The following is an 18,124-nucleotide window of genomic DNA, read 5'->3' on the forward strand; positions in this document are numbered from 1 at the left end:
AAGACATACGTCTAATAACCCTCTATGATCGGCGATAACGATTCAGCCTAGTTAATGAAAATACTGCAAAGCCTACACCTAACATCGATAACATCATCCAGTATTGAGGATGAGTGGGTCCCATACTTACTACAAGGGGTTCAATGATCCCACCTTCAGAGCCCAAAATTGGATACGTTGATTGCCATTCCATCGAGGATCCAGCGACACCTGTCTCCACAATTCCACTCTGAGCAACAACTGCATCACCTGGAGTTCTGAACATCGTAAAATAAAGAACGCTGGACAGAAATATTGCCAGAAAGCATGCGATCCATAAGCTAAGCCGATGGCGAACAATAGCAGAGGTCCCTGCAGATTTCCCGTCACCGGGCATCAACCATGGACTCTCTAAATAGATCCGCTCCATGACTTTAACATTTATGGCTTCAGCACGCTCTTCACTGATCTCTTCCCTCAAATCTTGCATAAGCAGGCTGCTCTCTTGCCATAGAGCCCATTCTGCAGCGCAGTAAGGACAAGTTTCAATATGTCTTTCAAGTAAAATCCGCCTAGGATGTGTGGGGGGAGCGTCCCACAAGAGCGGAATACATTCTTGCGCTTCCCTGCAATTCATTCGCCTTACACCCTCTCAACCTGCTCTTCAACTTCAGGCTCATTGAAATAGGATTCGAGTTGAAGCTTCACACTACTCCTGGCACGAAACAATAATGATTTCACTGAGCTTACACTCTGATCTAAAATTTCTGCGATTTCTTGATAGTCCATTTGATCATATTCACGTAGGATAAGTGCAGAGCGTTGTTTTTCGGGAAGATTATTTATCGCCTCACGGACCAAATTCATCCGTTCATTGCGCAATGCAGCCTGCTCGGGTGCAACTTCAAACGGTGCTACTGGTGTATATCCACTCTCTTCCAGAGATACATTACCGGCACGGTTCTTGCGAAGCTCACTTAGCACAGTGTTGCGGGCGATAGTGTACAGCCATGTTGAGAATGAAGCATCTACCTCTCGAAAGGAATGCAAGCTACGAAATGCCTTGTAGAAGGTCTCCGAACAAAGGTCCTCTGCGATAAGCTCCATATGTGAATTTCTAAGCATATGATATACAAATGCTAGTATTTTACGTTGATAACGACGCATTAATTCTGAATATAATTCTGTGTTTCCTTGTTTGATTTGCTGGATCAACTGGGAATCCGTCATGGTGAGATTGGCCCTCCTCGCCCTTGCACGTCTTTTCCCATCCGGTCCGTACTTATTATACCGGTTTGGGCTTTAAAAGTTGCGGTGTTACTGCAAATTTTTAGTTTTTTATGAAATACACCTATGTATATTCAACTACCCGATAATTAAGGCATGATGTATATGAAGAAGACAAAAAGAAATAAGGCATACTTCTAATTTTACATAAATATAGAAACGAATCTAGAAACATACCTGCTCTATTGTACCACATATTCTCATAGGATGACATTAATAGACTTAAGATAGGTCCACTCGCCAACAAGACCCGACATTGGATTTCTGACTTAGAATCCGGCTTTAAAAATAACACATTTATCAATTTTTAAAAACTGTTGACAAAATGTAAACGTATACATATAATAAAAGTACAGTATGGTTTCTCTCCACTCCTATCCAATACTTAACGGTTCCAATTTATTGTGAACTGTAGCCGCTTACTTTGTAAGCGGTCTTTTTTTTGTCCTGAAAGCGCTCTACCTTTTTTTTTAGATGATCTATAATAGATTATTTTACTATAGCGAGTGAATTAGCTTCCACAAATCCCCACAATTATCTATTACCCCGTCTACGTCCACTTGAAGAGGGATATGCTCATTCCGTTTCCAAATGTCTTGCAGCCCTGCGTTACTGCTCTCTTGTACGTCATTCATTGGATGATCACTACAAATATAGCCTCCTCTGCGCTCACCCCATTGGTATCCTTCCTTTTGCAAAAATAAAGGATTTAACCGGGGACGGTGATAAACCTACGGGCAGGTTCGTTACATAGACGTCAGATTTTGTCTAGCTGCGTGTGTAATCCACCCTCTAATCCTAATCGTATGGAAAAGAGTCAGGATAAACAATATACTAGCTATAAAGTTATTTGTTGAGGTGAATTTGAAATGGATGAAATCGATGACTCAAAACAACTGGTACTACAAATCGGCGGTGCCTTGAAAAAGTACAGAAAAGAAAAAAACATGAGCTTAGATGACTTAGCGGAATTAACAGGCGTAAGCAAACTTACTCTGGGGAATATCGAACGTGGCGAGACAAATCCAACTTTGGCGATAATATGGAAAATTTCAAAAGGCATATCTTTGCCCCTATTAGCTTTGTTCAAATCTGAAGACCCTGTTAGTTTGTACCGAGCAGGCGAAGGCCTCCGGTTTTCTAATGATCAAAAGAATTGGATCATAGAACCCGTCTTTAAAAACGTAAGCAACGATATTGAAATGTGTCGGGCTTACTTACAGCCAAATAGTTCGTATCACCCTGAAGGTCATCATGTGAATACAACTGAAATTGCGACAGTAATGACTGGTTCCATTGAAATTCGAGTCGATGGAGAGATGTATACATTGAATCAATATGATACGATCAGTTTTCGTGCAGATCGCCCTCACTCTTATACCAATCATACGAATAGCGAAACAGTGCTCCATATCTCCTTAAAATATGGTTTCTAAAAGTCGAAAATTTCACCTATAAAATGCAACTCAGTATTCCATTCTATATGGAAACTCTGAGTTGTATTTTTTTATCTAATATAAGCATTTCAAGTTATAGAAACATCTCAATAAAGTAAACTTTAAAATACTTATTGTTAAATTTAATATATTATACTATACTTTCATTGTCCGCGCGGATATTAGTACGCATTAATTCTGGGAGGGAAAATGAAGAATGCCGAATAAAAAATTCGTACCATCATCTTTAGGGCTGCTACTACTCGGCATTATTATTATTGCCGCAAATTTACGTGCTCCCTTAACCTCGGTCGGTCCTTTAGTGGGTCTCATAAGGGATGACGTTCATATTTCCAATACTTTAGCAGGCTTGATCACAACGGTACCTTTACTTACCTTTGCTTTATTATCGCCTCTAGTACCAAAACTAGGACGTAGGTATGGAGTTGAACTTTTAATTTTGTTTGCCCTGATCTTTTTGACTGTTGGTATTGTAATACGTTCTTTATCTGGGGCTGCAAATCTGTATATTGGAACTGCAATTCTTGGATTTGCAATTGCCGTTTGTAATGTATTAATGCCAAGTTTAATCAAACGCGATTTCCCTAATAAAATCGGTGCCATGACTGGTGTATTTGCAATTTCAATGAGTTTATCTGGAGCGATCGCCTCGGGAATCAGTGTACCGCTAGCTGCAAACGCAGGTTTAAAATGGCAGGGTGCATTGGGAATTTGGGGGATCCTAAGCTTTGTATCGATCCTTTGCTGGTTGCCTCAATTAAGGAAGCATACGAAGCAAACAGCCTCGACGAGTCAACAGATGGCCGGCAATGATGTGAATGTTTGGCGTTCCCCTCTTGCCTGGCAAGTAACCTTGTTTATGGGGATGCAGTCTATGATTTTCTATGTGCTGATCGCATGGTTGCCTGAAATTTTAAAACAGCAAGGCATTGACTCAAGCCAATCAGGATGGTACCTCTCAATAATGCAGTTAGCACTGCTTCCATTTACCTTTATTGTCCCCGTTATTGCAGGGCGAATGTCAAATCAACGTTCGTTAGTGTTCATCACAACCATTTTGCTTTTGACGGGAACGCTAGGACTGCTTTACGGAAGCTCCAACATCATTCTGTTGTGGATCATCATACTCGGAATTGGTGGAGGCTGCGCCTTTAGCTTGTCCATGATGTTTTTCGGTTTGCGTACTAAAAATGCGCATCAAGCAGCGGAACTGTCTGGTATGGCGCAATCGATCGGATATCTGCTTGCCGCAATCGGTCCTGCCCTTATAGGATATCTACATGACACCACAAATAGTTGGAACCAGCCACTTTTCATACTGCTTGGCGCTTCGGTCTTACTCTTTATTGTCGGTCTAGGAGCAGCAAGAAATCGTTTTGTAGGTAGCCAAGCTAGTTACGAAGAAACAAACTCAAATACCAGAGAATTTCTTGGAAGAAATACTGATCGAAATGAAGAAAGCGAGTTGGGGAACAGTTGCAACAAACCAAACCTAAATTAGAGTCTTCGGGTATTAATCCGGAAGCTTTTTGCGGCACTCCTTTCTTTTCTTCGTTGATCCAATAACATTTAGCTTGTACGAAGACGCTTTCGGACACAGCTGACCTTAAACGCAGTATTAATCCACATTTGGGATGCTAACGGACCGCATAGCAGCTATTGGTACGAAAAACACCCAATATAAGCCTCTTCATGTGAAATAGTGTCAGTGGAGTCCGAAAGACTGCTTCAAAGGCAAAAAACGAGCAAATAACGTCATTAGGGTCCGTAAGTACTAGGTGGTACTTATACTGGTACTTATAGTGATACCGATGGCGATACTGACGGTGGTACTTATACTGGTACTTATAGTGATACCGATGGCGATACTGACGGTGGTACTTATAGCGATGGCGATACTGACGGTGGTATTTATGGCGATGCCGATAACGATACTGACGGCGGCATGTTGAAGTAAGCAACCAACAAACCAACAAACCAAAAAAATAGCGATTCTCTATTCACATGAGAATCGCTGTTTTACTGTTTATTATGATTTGAAAATGAACCCGAGCGAACTTTATACTACACGTATACCGTATAATCATGATGCTGCAACAGGATCTTCGCCCGCTCCATATCGTTCTCCTGACGGAAAGAGAGACGCATAATCCCCGGCACATCTTCACGGCTTTCGATAATTTGTACGTTGCTAAGGTTAATTCCTTGATCCCCCAGCTCTGTAGCAATACGACCGATAATCCCCGGATGATCCGGTACATCAATATGTAGGTCAAATAAAGGTGCTATCATACCTTTACGCCGTTCAGGCAATTGACTACGGAAGCCATTGGCTTCATGAAATGCCTCTTCAATCCCTACACCATCTTCACTTTCCAGCAAACGAACAAAAGAAGAAACTTCCTCGTTCCAATCCTTCAACAAACGAAGCATCACCGAACGATTGTTTAACAAGATATCACGCCAAATAATTGGATCACTGGACGCAATCCGTGTAATATCCCGAAAGCCCCCTGCAGCTAACGTACTATACAAGGAGTCCGTATCATCATAAGCTTTAATCTGATTTACCAGCGCAACGGCAATAATATGTGGTAAATGACTAATGGCGCCTACAATCTCATCATGACGTTCTGGATTAAGGCGTACAATCTGCGCTCTAGTAAGATGGAGTAAGGACTCCAACGCATGATAAGCCTCGTCTGGTACTCCCGGTGGAGGCGTTAATACGTAATAGGCATTCTCAAACAACAGCGATGAAGCTGCCTCAACACCTGAACGCTCTGATCCTGCCATAGGGTGACCGCCGATAAAATGTACTCCAGGAATATCCAAAGAGACCGCGCATGCGGCAATACTAGCTTTCGTACTTCCAACATCTGTAATGATGCAGCCGGGCTTAAGCGGCAATTTGCTTAACTGCTGCAAATAATCCTCTAGCATACCCACCGGCACACATAAAAAAATGAAATCGGCATCGATTGCCGCTTCCTCCACAGACAATGTGGCACTATCGACCACACCTCTGCTAATATACTTACTCGCGGATTCAGGACGGTGGGCATGGCCAACGACGGTCAGGCCCTCCTTGCCTTTAAAGCAAAGGGCCAGTGAGCCTCCGATCAGACCGACACCGAATATTGCTATTTTTGTCGTCATGTTCTTTGAACTACCTGCCTTCTTTAGTCTTGACTTGCTGTTATTACTAGGCGCGTACTCCACTCTCTATAAGAGTTTGTTCCAGCGCGGTGATAAAAGCTGTATTCTGCTCAGCCGAGCCCACAGTAACCCGAATATAAGTCGGATAAACCTGATGACCCGCTCTTACGATGATTCCTTTACGCATCAAAGCATCAAAGACCTCTGTAGCAGGCTTACGAACATCTACCATGATGAAGTTCCCGTGTGCCGGGAAGGATTCTAGACCCAGACGTTTGAATTCACCTTGCAATTGGACAATACCCGCGCTATTAAGACGACGGCATTCCTGTACGTAATCTTGATCATTCAAAGCAGCAAGAGCTGCAGCTTGAGCAAGCCGTGAGGTATTAAAAGGTTCACGTACCTTGTTGATCAACGAAATGATCTCAGGACTCGCAACACCGTATCCAATACGCAATGCAGCTAAGCCATAAATTTTAGAGAATGTGCGAAGCACAACCAGATTCTTGTAACGAGTCAGTAACTGGATACCGTTGGAGTATGAAAGATCTGTTACATACTCACAGTATGCCTCATCAAGGACAACCATTACATTGGAAGGCACAGCATCCAGGAAAGAAACCAAAGCTTCCTCTGGAACAATCGTACCTGTTGGGTTATTCGGATTACAGATCCAGATAACCTTAGTGCGGTCCGTTATACGGGCCAGCATTCCATCCAGATCATGGGTACCTTTTACAAGTGGCACCTCAATAGATACCGCACTTTCGATGTCTGCGTTACTCTTATACACGGAGAAGGTTTGGTCCGCCATGATTGTCTCATCACCCGGTAAGAAAAAGGCACGAGCAATAAGTGCAATAATCTCATCTGAGCCACAGCCAAAAATAATATTGTCGTTATTCACGCCAAGACGGCTGGAAAGTGCTGAAGTCAATTCAACGGCCGAGCCGTCCGGATAAAGATAAAGATTCTCAAGTTCTGCTAGAATTGCTTCTTTTGCACTCGGTGAAGCTCCATACGGGTTCTCATTGGATGCAAGCTTAATAACCTCACTTAGGCCAAGCTCCTTCTTGACTTCGTCTATAGGTTTCCCTGGTTTGTAGACAGGGAGATTAACTATATTCGGTTTTGGATTCATACAATAGTCCTCGCTCTCCATAGTTGATTACTCCACTATACACAGGTCAGAATGACACTGTTATGGTCTTTTTAATTGTGCCACAAATTCTCGAATTTGCAACAGTCCCTCATTCCGCGTAGCAGGATGATCAAGCAACGGAATTACCTCTTCTATTTTGCGGACAATGGCACTTCCTACTACAACACCATCGCAAATCTGAGCAAACCGGGCAACCTGTTCTCCAGTAGAGATCCCAAATCCTACAGCCACTGGCAGATCCGTAGCTTGACGAACGGAATCAATAAAGGCTTCTACATCCGCATGGAAAGAGGATCTTTCTCCAGTCACCCCTAATGAAGATACACAATAGATAAACCCGCTCGCACCAGATACAATCTTGGCAATACGTTCGCTTGAGGTTGGTGCAACTAAAGGAATGAGGTTGACTCCAACTTCATCACTACGGCGCCGCATCTCCGCTGATTCCTCAACGGGAAGATCCGGGATAATAAGTCCGCTAATTTCATGCTTGTTCAGATCAGCAAAAAACGTATCTAGACCCATTTGCAGGATAGGATTGTAATAAGAAAACAAGATAAATGGCAAACTGCTGCCGGCTTCACGAGCCTTTAACGCGGTCTCCATGCAAGTGCGCAGGTGAACTTCACCCCGCAGTGCCCGGGCAGATGCTCGCTGAATTACAGGGCCGTCTGCAAGCGGATCAGAGTATGGTACTCCTAGCTCCAGAATATCTGCCCCTGCTGTCTCCAGTTCAGTGATGATGGCAAGAGTAGTCTCCAAATCTGGATCTCCAACAGTCAGAAAAGGAATCAATGCGGTCCGGTTCTCAGCTTTAAGCTTCCGGAATACCAAATCCATCCGGTTTGTAGTTTGGGTTGTCATTCAGTTCCCTTCCCTTCTGTATACGCCATAATGGATTCTACGTCTTTGTCTCCCCGGCCTGACAGGCAGATGACAACAATATCATCCTTAGTAAGGGTTGGACCCATTTTTACAACATGTGCTATCGCATGCGCCGATTCTAACGCTGGAATAATGCCTTCCGTTACGCATAGCAGCTTCAGTGCATCTAGCGCCTCTGCATCTGTAATCGGGACATATTTTGCGCGTTCGATATCTTTTAGATAGGAGTGTTCAGGACCCACACCAGGATAATCCAGGCCTGCGGAGATGGAATGTGCTTCTGTTACTTGTCCATGCTCATCCTGCAGGAGATAACTCATCGATCCCTGGAATACGCCATGAGTTCCTTTACTCATTGTTGCCGCATGAAAAGGGGTATCAATGCCTTTACCAGCCGCCTCTACACCAATCATACCGACATTTTCATCCTCAACAAATGGATAGAACATACCGATGGCATTACTGCCACCGCCTACAGCAGCTACCAGCACATCCGGCAGCCTTCCTTCAGCCTCCAGAATCTGGCGCCGTGTTTCATCCCCAATAACCCGCTGAAAGTTACGAACCATCATCGGATAAGGATGTGGTCCTACAGCTGAACCCAATATATAGAAGGTATCATCTACATTGCTAACCCAGTAGCGAAGCGCTTCGTTGCCGGCATCTTTTAAAGTACGAGATCCGGAAGTAACGGGAATCACTTCTGCACCAAGCAGCTTCATCCGGAATACGTTAAGGGCCTGGCGACGTGTATCCTCTTCCCCCATAAACACCTTACATTCCATTCCTAGCAAAGCTGCAACTGTAGCTGTGGCTACACCATGTTGACCCGCACCCGTCTCAGCGATTACTTTCGTTTTTCCCATCATTTTGGCCAGAATCCCTTGACCAATCGCATTGTTAATTTTATGGGCACCTGTATGATTCAAATCTTCACGCTTCAGATATATTTTAGCTTCTCCCAGATGTTTGCTCAGACGCTCCGCATAATACAGCGGGGTCTCCCGTCCGGAATACTGCTTTAATAGATAATCTATTTCTTCCTGAAAAGCTGGATCTGCCGAAAACTTACGGTAAGCCTCCTCCAACTCAATCAATGCATTCATCAAAGTCTCGGGCACGAAGCGGCCTCCGAATGAACCGAAACGTCCATGCTGGTCCGGTACTTGTATCATGATTGCTTCACCCTTTCCACAAAAGCTGTCATTTTTTGAATATCCTTAATGCCGTCAGTCTCTACTCCACTCGACACGTCTACCCCATACGGGGCATAGGTATCAAGCAATTCACCAACATTATCTGAATGAAGCCCTCCAGCCACAAACAAGGGCAAGTCATGTTGTACTGCAATTTCTTGGTAAGCAGGTAATTTATTCCAAGCGAACGTTCGGCCGGAGCCGCCGCTCTGCAATGGATCATAAGTATCTAATAAAACCGCATCTACTGCAGCTGCGTAATCTTCCAAGCTATATTCATTTTCAGCTTTATCCCGCTCTTGATCCGCAACGGACAGTGCCTTCCATACCTGAACCTGTGGATAAGCTCGGCGAACCTGCTGGCAAAAAGCTGGACTCTCCTGTCCATGAAGCTGAATTACATCTAAATGCACCACAGACAGCAATTCGTTCAACTCATCCAGCTTCGGATTAACGAAAACCCCGGCAGCCTTAGGGATTTGACCAGTCTTCCAATTTGGAAGCTCTGCAATCAGTTCGGCAGCACGCTCTATGGACACCTTCCGGCGGCTAGGTGCAAAAACAAATCCGATATAATCTAGTGGTAAGTGTAACATAGATTTTAGCACTTCAACGTCCTGAAGTCCACAGATTTTTACTAATGTCTCAGCCATGCCGGACACGGTCCTTTCCGTTAGGAAGCTCCCCGAGCAAACCGTTAACCGCATCCTCTACGTTAGCTTGACGCATTAGATACTCCCCAACGAGCACTCCGTGAGCACCAGTAGTTCTTAGGTAGTCGATGTCTGTTGACCCGGAAATTCCGCTTTCGCTGATCACTGGAACACCTTGCGGCACAAGAGCTGCCAGCTCGGCTGTTGTCTCCAAAGAGGTCTCAAAGGTACGTAGATTACGGTTATTAATTCCAAGAAGAACGTTAGGTTGGGTTATCTTTTCTGTGCTCAGTACAACCGCCAGTTCATTTTGGTCATGCACCTCAATCAAGATATCCAATCCAAGCTCTGAAGCTATATCTATAAAATGAGACAGTTGTGCCGGTGTCAAAATAGCGACGATCAACAACACCGCATCCGCTCCGAGAAGACGTGCTTCGTAGATCTGCTTCTCATCGATAATAAAATCTTTGCGAAGCAGCGGCAGATTTACAGCTTCCTTCACTTGCTGCAGATAAGCTGCGCTGCCCTGGAAATATTCTGTGTCCGTCAGAACAGATAAGCAATCTGCACCTCCAGCTTCATACCCTTTTGCAATGGAAACAGGATCAAAATCTTCACGGATCAACCCTTTGGAAGGAGAAGCCTTCTTCACCTCAGCGATCAAGCCCATATCTCTGTTCTTCCCTTGGGTCAGAGCCTTACGAAAGCCTCTTGTTGCCGGAAGAAGCGCAATATCACGCTCTGCTTGTGCCAGCGAAAAGTTTTTACTGAGCAGTTCAACCTCTTTAATCTTAGTCGCGACAATTTTATCAAGATACATAATTAAGTTCCTCCGTCATAGCTACAAGCTGATTAAGCTTGGATAGTGCCTTGCCTGAATCCACTACATCTTTTGCTCTCTCTACGCCTCCGGCCATGGTATCTGCCAGACCAGCAACATATATACAGGCTCCGGCGTTAGCAAGAACGATATCGCGATAAGGATTCATCTGCCCTTGAAGGACCGAGGTAATAATCGCCGCATTTTCAGCTGCATCTCCACCCAGCACAGCTTCCAGTGGATGTCTGTTAAGACCTAATGCCTCTGGCGTTACCTCATACGTGGTTACGATGCCCTCTTTTAGCTCAGACACTAATGTAGGGGCCGAGATGCTGATTTCATCCAGACCATCCAAGCTGCTAACAACCATCGCACGCTTGGACCCCAGCTCCTTCAGTACATTAGCCACCGTCTCTGTCTTATTCCGATCATAAATCCCCAGCAGCTGACGGTCAGCACCAGCGGGATTCGTAAGCGGACCAAGCATATTAAAAATCGTCCGCACTCCAAGCTCTTTACGCGGTGCCGCCGCATGCCGCATCGAAGGATGATAGATTTGCGCGAATAAAAAACAAATGCCGATTCGATCCAAGCATTCCCGGGCCTGATCCGCATTCAGATGAATGTTGACGCCCAAAGCTTCAAGTACATCTGCACTTCCTGCTCTACCGGAAGCTGAGCGGTTGCCATGTTTGGCAACTCGTACCGAAGCCGCTGATGAAATAATCGCTGAGGCGGTAGAAATATTAAACTTATGGATGCCGGAACCGCCCGTACCACATGTATCTAGCAGACGCGCTTTTTCAGTAAGGACAGGTGTGCCGAAACCTCTCATGGCTTCCGCAAACCCCGTAATCTCCTCCACGGTCTCTCCCTTAATCCGTAAAGCGGTCAGCAGTGATCCGATTTGCGCCTGTGAAGCCTCTCCCAGCATGATTGCACCCATTATATCCCGTGCTTCTACACGTGTCAGACTTTTGCCTTCGATTAGTCCAGCGATTCCTGATTGTATCAATTTTGTTGCATCCATAATGTTCATCCTCCAGCCTTAATGTAATCTTTTTTATTAATCAAACCACCTGTTCAGGGGTATATGCGTACATGTAATCTTGATTGATGACTTGTTTCTCTTTTATCTCGGGTGGGAACATAGCCTCTGCCATACGAATAGCTTTTAGCATGCCCTTCGCTTTATTCACCGTCTCTTCATACTCTTTCTCCGGAACCGAGTCCCAAACGATACCCGCCCCAGCCTGCACATATGCTCTGCCCTTACGGAAGATGATTGTACGGATGGTGATACATGAATCCATATTTCCCGAGAATCCCAAATATCCAATCGCCCCCGCATAAGCACCACGGGCTTCTCGCTCCAATTCAGCAATAATCTCCATTGCCCGTAGCTTAGGTGCTCCTGAGACAGTACCGGCTGGCAGACAGGAGAGAAAGGCATCAAAGAAATCTTTATCCTCGCTAAGCGTGCCTGACACATTCGATACCATATGCATGACATGAGAGTATCTTTCAATTTCCATAAAGGAATCACATTTTACAGAACCGAATTTGGACACTCTTCCTAAATCATTACGACCTAGATCAACTAGCATCAAATGCTCTGCACGTTCTTTTTCATCCTCCAGCAGCTCCGCGGCGTAAGCACGATCCGAAGCTTCACTTTCACCTCTTGGTCTTGTTCCGGCAATCGGCCGTGTCTCCACACGGTTTCCATCTACCTTTACGAGCGCTTCCGGTGAGGTTCCAACAATAATCTCTTCATCCATTTTCAAATAATACATATATGGAGATGGGTTAAGCGTCCTGAGCATCCGGTATACATGCAGTGGAGAAACTTCCGTTTCAATATGCAGGCGCTGCGACAACACCACTTGAAAAATATCGCCAGCCCGAATGTATTCCTTCGCTTGTTCTACGTTGTTGATATATTGTTCTTTAGTCAGGTTGGAATGAATCTCACCCAGCTCAATATCCTGCGGAATGCTGCGGCGGTTCACATTTTCCTTAGGCCCTTCCTTCTGCAGCTCTTCGGCCATATCCTCAAGCTTACGACTTAAGCTTTCGTAATTGGATTTGATATCTGAGTCCGTATCACCGTCTTTAACATGCAGGTTGCCAACTAGGAGAATTTGTTGTTTCACATGATCAAAAACAATGATGCGATCACAGAACATAAACCGGATATCATCCATTTGGAGATCATCTACTGGATGCTCAGGAAGCTTCTCATAATATTGCAGCAGATCATATCCAAAAAATCCGATCGCTCCTCCAGTAAATGGCGGCATCTCATCCAGCTTAGGGCTACGGTATGAACGAAGCAGCGCCTTAAGCTCCTCAATCGGCTTTCCATGCAGCTGTTTTTTCTTACCGTCGATCTCTACGTTAATTGCACCCTTTTTTCCCGATATCATTAAAAAGGGATCGCTGCCGATGAACGAATACCGGGCCCATTGTTTGCCACCCTCTACACTTTCTAGTAAGAACGCGCGGTCACGTTCAGCAAAACGTTGGAATAACCGGATAGGTGTTTCCATATCAGCCAGCAGCCGCTTCACAACAGGAATCAGATTATAATCCTGCGACAGCTTTACCACCTCTTGAACACTCGGATTCGTCATTTTTAGATGCCCCCTTAGTTATATAAATCTTTCCGAAACACAGAAAAACCCTCTACCAAAGTAGAGGGTTTGTGTAAGTAAGTATATGTTTTTGAGCAATGATCAGCATCGTTATGTTGTGCCTACAGACTTATCTCTAAATAAGATACATCACGGATGTGAAATAACACTCCAGTACATATCAAAATAAAGACTCTGCGTACACAAAAACTGCTAATCAGGCATAACGTCTTCAGCGTCCTTATAAGGACGGTAAGCGTATATGCGTGAAATATAAGAATGTATAGAACAAAGCTTATACTTTCTTATATTCGCAAAAATTTCTTGCACTCTGCTCAACTATACTCATCTCAACTCAACTAAACTCTTCTATACTCGGCTAATTACACTATACATGATGACAAGGGTCATTGACAACCCACAACTCAAATTTAAGACTTACTCTGCGACAAATCCGGACGAAGCTTCTGAGCTTCATTCAGATACACATGGCGGATCTCACGCTGTGATTTATCCGTATTAAACTGCACCATTAACCGGATACACATCGGCAGGCTGCCTTTGACCGGGATCTCGGTTGAACACATAAGCGGCACCATTTCCCAGCCCTCAATCTCACGAATGGCTCTTGCCGGAAAAGTAGCATCCAGATCATTGGTCATCGTAATCCATAAATTGCTAATATCCTCAGCTATAACATTATTGCGTTCAACGATCTCCCGCAGCAGCACAACGGTTTCACGCAAAATCTCTGTTTCTTCGTTATTAATCACGGTAGTTGCTCCGCGAATCCCTCGATTTACCACGGTTTCCCCTCCTTTTTAAGCTCTGCCAGAACCTCTCGCACAAGCGATTCCTGTACATCGTTTACAATACTAACAGCTCCTATGGCATCAGGCACAATAAAAGTCATTCTGCCTTCTTTGAATTTCTTATCATGCATCATTGCTTCCATTAGCTCCTCTTCATCATATTCAGAAGGAAGCTGTATAGGCAGTGAAAGGGCAGATAACATAGATACTGTATCCTCATAGATGGATCGGTCACGTCCAAGCTTTACAGCCAGCAGCGCCGAACCCGCCATACCAATCGCAATCGCTTCACCGTGCAAAAACACACCGTATCCGCCAACCGCTTCAATAGCATGGCCGATCGTATGGCCTAAATTCAGGATCGCCCGAAGTCCATGCTCACGTTCATCGTTCGCCACGACATGAGCTTTGATCGCACAACCGCGCTCAAGGGCATAGCCGAGAGCTTCAGCATTCAAAGCAAGCAGCTCATCAGCATGTTCACGGCACCAATATGCAAATTCTTTGTCCATAATCAGACCATGCTTCACTACTTCAGCTAAGCCAGAAGAGACTTGGCGCGGCGGAAGCGTGCGAAGGGTATCCAAATCGTAAAGCACCAGCGAAGGTTGATAGAACGCACCAACCATATTTTTGGCTAGTGGATGATTGACAGCCACTTTGCCGCCTACGCTGCTGTCATGGGCCAGAATCGTCGTTGGAATTTGTAGAAATCCTATTCCGCGCATGTAGGTAGCTGCTACAAAACCAGCTAAATCACCAACAACTCCGCCACCTAAAGCCAACACCGCTGAGTTGCGATCCAGTCCCGCTTGAATCGCGGTCGTCATAACCTCTTCATACACGGTTAATGATTTGGATGCTTCCCCTGCCGGCATAATATGGCTTACTACGGTATAACCTTGCTGACGTAGAGCTTCTTCAAGCGCCGGTAAATACCGTGGAGCTACTTCACTATCACTCACAACCAGTAGCGGGCTACGAGTGGACAGTCCAGCCTCAGCGCAGTACTGGGCAATGTTCTGCAGCAGACCACTACCGATGTGGATTGGATAAGAACGATCTCCCAAATCTACATTGATTGTACGCATGATTAATAACTCTCCAATTGTGCAAGATAGTTTTCATAATTCGCTTTAATTTCTTCGAGAGAATCCCCGCCGAATTTATCAAGAAATGCTTTGGCAACTTCCCATGCCACTACGCTTTCCAAAACCACACATGCCGCTGGAACCGCACATGCATCCGAACGTTCTACTTGAGCTGTAAAAGGTTCTTTCGTATCGATATCTACACTTTGAAGTGGCTTATACAAGGTAGGAATAGGCTTCATAACACCACGAACCACTACCGGCATGCCATTCGTCATCCCGCCTTCAAAACCGCCTAAACGATTGCTTGCGCGATAGTATCCTTTAGAAGCTTCATACATAATTTCATCATGGACTTGCGATCCACGCAATTTTCCCGCTTCAAATCCAATGCCGATTTCAACGCCTTTGAAGGCATTAATCGACATCACTGCCCCAGCGATCGCCCCGTCCAGCTTCCGGTCTGACTGTACATAGCTGCCAAGTCCAATGGGCAGTCCTTCGACGATACATTCAACGATTCCACCGATGGAGTCGCCCTCTTCCTTGATCTGATCTATGTAAGCCTCCATTTTCTGTTCCGTTTCTTTGTCGACAACTCTGACAGAAGACTGTTCTGTCCGTTCAATCAACTCATCGATAGGCAGATCATTTGCAGGTGCCTCAATTTCACCAATGCGAATGACTTGACCTGCTACTTTCACACCAAAAGCTGCCAGCAGCTGTCTGGCTACAGCGCCACATGCGACTCTGGCTGCGGTTTCGCGGGCACTGGAGCGCTCCAGAACGTTGCGAAGATCCGTATGATTGTACTTCAATCCACCATTCAAATCTGCATGTCCAGGGCGCGGCCGATTTACCCGGCGTTTTTCTTCATCACTGCCTGGAATAGGTTCAATATTCATAATGTTCTTCCAGTGAGTCCAATCCTTGTTCTCTACTACCAAGGCTACCGGAGCACCCGTAGTATAGCCGTGACGTACTCCACCTACAATTTGTGCCGTATCTTTTTCAATCTGCATGCGGCGTCCACGTCCGTATCCCTTTTGTCGACGATGCAATTGAAAGTTAAGCTCTTCAAAATCCAAAGTTAAATTACTTGGCAATCCCTCAATAATAGCCGTTAGCTGGGGGCCGTGCGTTTCCCCCGCTGTTAAATAGCGTAAACTCATGATGTCTTCCCCCTTTTATACTTTTAAACTGTAAACCGCTAAAATCCTATGATCTTTGCTCATTATAGTATAGGGAATCCGCTTTGACAAGAAAGGGATCTCCCTAGAAACACTGTATGTATACCGAAATAAAAAGCGCCATCCATACCCTTAAGAGTATGAATGGCGCTCCTCGGCTCGGTCCTCAGCTTGTTAGCTGCCGAGCCGCTGGCTTGGTGAAGGGAATGTAGACTTACGCTCTTCCAGCTGCAGAAGGCGCTCCAATTGCATTTCCTCCACACCGAGAATTTGCCCGCACTCACGAACGGTGATAAAGCCTCGTTTGTACGCGGCAATGACCTTGCTTTTGTCCATCGGTTTAACTTTCCTTTCCTTTCACTTAGCGTACAGATTCTACTATCCAGTATCACTGAACTTTTGCGAAAGTATACCTTTGAAGTTAATGGCGAAGGATCAAAAAGTATTTATTTTTTACGATAGAAAAAAGTTTCCGTCGATTCAAAGCCATATTGAGCCGGTGTAAAGATTTGCTCTGTGCTGCCCACAAACAAATAACCACCCGGACGTAAGCTAGCCGAAAACTTATGATAGAGCTTGTTCTTCGCCTCTTCAGTAAAATAGATCATTACATTGCGACAAATAATAAGATCGAAACCTTCGTCGAACTTGTCCAAGAGCAAATTTTGTTTGCGGAAATCTATGTTTTTCTTAAGTGAATCGCTGACCTTAAAGACAGGACCTTCCGGCGTAAAATAACGTGCTGCCACGTCTTTCGGCACATCCTTTAAAGAACGTTCCAAATAAAGACCCTGCTTTGCTTTGGATAAAGCGCCATCATCAATGTCAGTGGCAAGAATACCTGTCTGCGCCAATATATTCTTGTCCGACAAAATCATAGCCAGCGTGTAAGGCTCTTCGCCTGTGGAACATGCCGCGCTCCACAGCTTTAATTTGCGGCCCGACTGCTGGAGGTCAGGGAGGATAATATCCCGCAAAACTTCCCAGCGATTCGGATTCCGCCAGAACTCAGAGACATTGATCGTCATTCGATCTAAAAATTCATAAAATAAGTCCTTATTTTTCATCATCGCTGCAAAAAAATCACTGAAGGTATGATACCCATTCTTCATCCGAAGAGTCGTCAAACGCCGCTTCATCTGCGCTTCTTTATATTGAGCCAGATCAATTCCGGTGCTTTGTTTAACGTTGTGAATAAATCCGCTATAATCTGGATCTGTTGTTAATGCTGCAACATTACGATCAGACATGTTAATCCCCTGCCTCCCACCTGGACCTTACATCCAGACTGCGATGTCTTTGTTATACTGATTCAGTTCATCTGGAGCAAAGAAATTAGCAATTTCCCGTTCTGCACTTTCAGGCGAGTCTGATCCATGAATTAAATTAAGTGGTGTATGGCTGGCAAAGTCGCCACGAATCGTGCCTGGCAGAGCTTCTCCAACTTTTGTTTTGCCTATGAGTGTCCGGGATAAAGTTACGACATCATCGCCTTCCCATACCATTGCAAACACTGGACCTGAAGTGATGAAAGAGACCAGCTCTGAAAAAAAGTCTTTGCCTGCATGCTCAGCATAATGTCTTTTCGCTTGATCCTCACTCACTGTAATCAGTTTAGCAGCGACCAATTTAAACCCCTTATCCTCAAAGCGGGCAACAATACGCCCTATTAATCCACGTTGAACTCCATCAGGCTTGACCATCAGATACGTCTTTTCCATAGAAGCACTCTCCATTTTCCCATTTGAAGGGTTGTTTTGACGCTATCTTAACAGAAACATTGCTTTCTGG

18 protein-coding genes are annotated in these 18,124 nt (G+C 44.9%); 2 read left to right on the top strand and 16 right to left on the bottom strand.

The genetic code is table 11. The features are described from left to right. Positions 1–22 precede the first annotated feature (22 nt). Positions 23–469: a hypothetical protein gene (locus tag MHB56_RS04920; protein WP_051490909.1), complete on the bottom strand. Its 447-nt coding sequence runs from the start codon at positions 467–469 to the stop codon at positions 23–25. Positions 470–621: 152 nt separating this feature from the next. After that, positions 622–1,209 (bottom strand): RNA polymerase sigma factor, encoded by a 588-nt coding sequence (locus MHB56_RS04925; protein WP_036676255.1) that lies wholly within the window; start codon positions 1,207–1,209, stop codon positions 622–624. A 926-nt stretch (positions 1,210–2,135) separates the two neighbouring features. Here MHB56_RS04925 and MHB56_RS04930 point away from each other — a divergent pair. Both MHB56_RS04930 and MHB56_RS04935 read left to right on the top strand, forming a co-directional pair. Then, on the top strand, positions 2,136–2,702 hold the full coding sequence (locus tag MHB56_RS04930; protein ID WP_076134680.1) for a helix-turn-helix domain-containing protein: 567 nt from the start codon (positions 2,136–2,138) through the stop codon (positions 2,700–2,702). 217 nt (positions 2,703–2,919) lie between these two features. Beyond that, on the top strand, positions 2,920–4,224 hold the full coding sequence (locus MHB56_RS04935) for a CynX/NimT family MFS transporter (RefSeq protein ID WP_341143342.1): 1,305 nt from the start codon (positions 2,920–2,922) through the stop codon (positions 4,222–4,224). Positions 4,225–4,787: 563 nt separating this feature from the next. Here the strand turns inward: MHB56_RS04935 and MHB56_RS04940 are convergent. The 14 genes from MHB56_RS04940 to ndk all read right to left on the bottom strand — a co-directional run bounded on the left by MHB56_RS04940 (position 4,788) and on the right by ndk (position 18,054). Beyond that, positions 4,788–5,882, bottom strand: coding sequence for a prephenate dehydrogenase (locus MHB56_RS04940; protein WP_036676253.1), 1,095 nt, complete (start codon positions 5,880–5,882; stop codon positions 4,788–4,790). Between the two features lie 46 nt (positions 5,883–5,928). After that, complete coding sequence (hisC, locus tag MHB56_RS04945; protein WP_076127634.1) at positions 5,929–7,026, bottom strand: histidinol-phosphate transaminase; 1,098 nt, start codon at positions 7,024–7,026, stop codon at positions 5,929–5,931. A gap of 60 nt (positions 7,027–7,086) precedes the next feature. Beyond that, the gene (trpA, locus tag MHB56_RS04950; protein ID WP_076127517.1) at positions 7,087–7,911 is read right to left on the bottom strand and encodes a tryptophan synthase subunit alpha; all 825 of its coding nucleotides are present in this window, start codon (positions 7,909–7,911) and stop codon (positions 7,087–7,089) included. Further along, positions 7,908–9,107: a tryptophan synthase subunit beta gene (trpB, locus tag MHB56_RS04955; RefSeq protein ID WP_076127515.1), complete on the bottom strand. Its 1,200-nt coding sequence runs from the start codon at positions 9,105–9,107 to the stop codon at positions 7,908–7,910. The genes trpA and trpB overlap by 4 nt, the downstream gene beginning before the upstream one ends. Beyond that, positions 9,104–9,781 carry a phosphoribosylanthranilate isomerase gene (locus tag MHB56_RS04960; protein WP_076127514.1) on the bottom strand — a complete coding sequence of 226 codons (678 nt, stop codon included), beginning with the start codon at positions 9,779–9,781 and terminating at the stop codon, positions 9,104–9,106. The genes trpB and MHB56_RS04960 overlap by 4 nt, the downstream gene beginning before the upstream one ends. Then, positions 9,774–10,604: an indole-3-glycerol phosphate synthase TrpC gene (gene trpC / locus MHB56_RS04965; protein WP_076127512.1), complete on the bottom strand. Its 831-nt coding sequence runs from the start codon at positions 10,602–10,604 to the stop codon at positions 9,774–9,776. Before trpC ends, MHB56_RS04960 begins: the two co-directional genes overlap by 8 nt. Then, positions 10,594–11,634: an anthranilate phosphoribosyltransferase gene (gene trpD, locus MHB56_RS04970; RefSeq protein WP_175617300.1), complete on the bottom strand. Its 1,041-nt coding sequence runs from the start codon at positions 11,632–11,634 to the stop codon at positions 10,594–10,596. The genes trpC and trpD overlap by 11 nt, the downstream gene beginning before the upstream one ends. A 40-nt stretch (positions 11,635–11,674) precedes the next feature. Next, positions 11,675–13,240 (bottom strand): anthranilate synthase component I, encoded by a 1,566-nt coding sequence (gene trpE / locus MHB56_RS04975; RefSeq protein WP_076127509.1) that lies wholly within the window; start codon positions 13,238–13,240, stop codon positions 11,675–11,677. A 431-nt stretch (positions 13,241–13,671) separates the two neighbouring features. Then, positions 13,672–14,046, bottom strand: coding sequence for a chorismate mutase (gene aroH / locus MHB56_RS04980; protein ID WP_341143343.1), 375 nt, complete (start codon positions 14,044–14,046; stop codon positions 13,672–13,674). Further along, positions 14,040–15,143 (bottom strand): 3-dehydroquinate synthase, encoded by a 1,104-nt coding sequence (gene aroB, locus MHB56_RS04985; RefSeq protein WP_076184012.1) that lies wholly within the window; start codon positions 15,141–15,143, stop codon positions 14,040–14,042. The genes aroH and aroB overlap by 7 nt, the downstream gene beginning before the upstream one ends. 2 nt (positions 15,144–15,145) lie before the next feature. After that, positions 15,146–16,315: a chorismate synthase gene (gene aroC / locus MHB56_RS04990; RefSeq protein WP_076134686.1), complete on the bottom strand. Its 1,170-nt coding sequence runs from the start codon at positions 16,313–16,315 to the stop codon at positions 15,146–15,148. A gap of 192 nt (positions 16,316–16,507) precedes the next feature. Continuing rightward, positions 16,508–16,669 (bottom strand): hypothetical protein, encoded by a 162-nt coding sequence (locus MHB56_RS04995; protein WP_179088774.1) that lies wholly within the window; start codon positions 16,667–16,669, stop codon positions 16,508–16,510. Positions 16,670–16,779: 110 nt separating this feature from the next. Then, positions 16,780–17,583 carry a CheR family methyltransferase gene (locus tag MHB56_RS05000; RefSeq protein ID WP_036676236.1) on the bottom strand — a complete coding sequence of 268 codons (804 nt, stop codon included), beginning with the start codon at positions 17,581–17,583 and terminating at the stop codon, positions 16,780–16,782. Between the two features lie 27 nt (positions 17,584–17,610). Next, a complete protein-coding gene (gene ndk / locus MHB56_RS05005; protein WP_076127503.1) occupies positions 17,611–18,054 on the bottom strand; it encodes a nucleoside-diphosphate kinase in 444 nt (147 codons plus the stop codon). Between the last annotated feature and the right edge of the window lie 70 nt (positions 18,055–18,124).

The sequence above is a fragment of the Paenibacillus sp. FSL H8-0315 genome, assembly GCF_038005365.1.
GTDB lineage: Bacteria > Bacillota > Bacilli > Paenibacillales > Paenibacillaceae > Paenibacillus_AQ > Paenibacillus_AQ odorifer.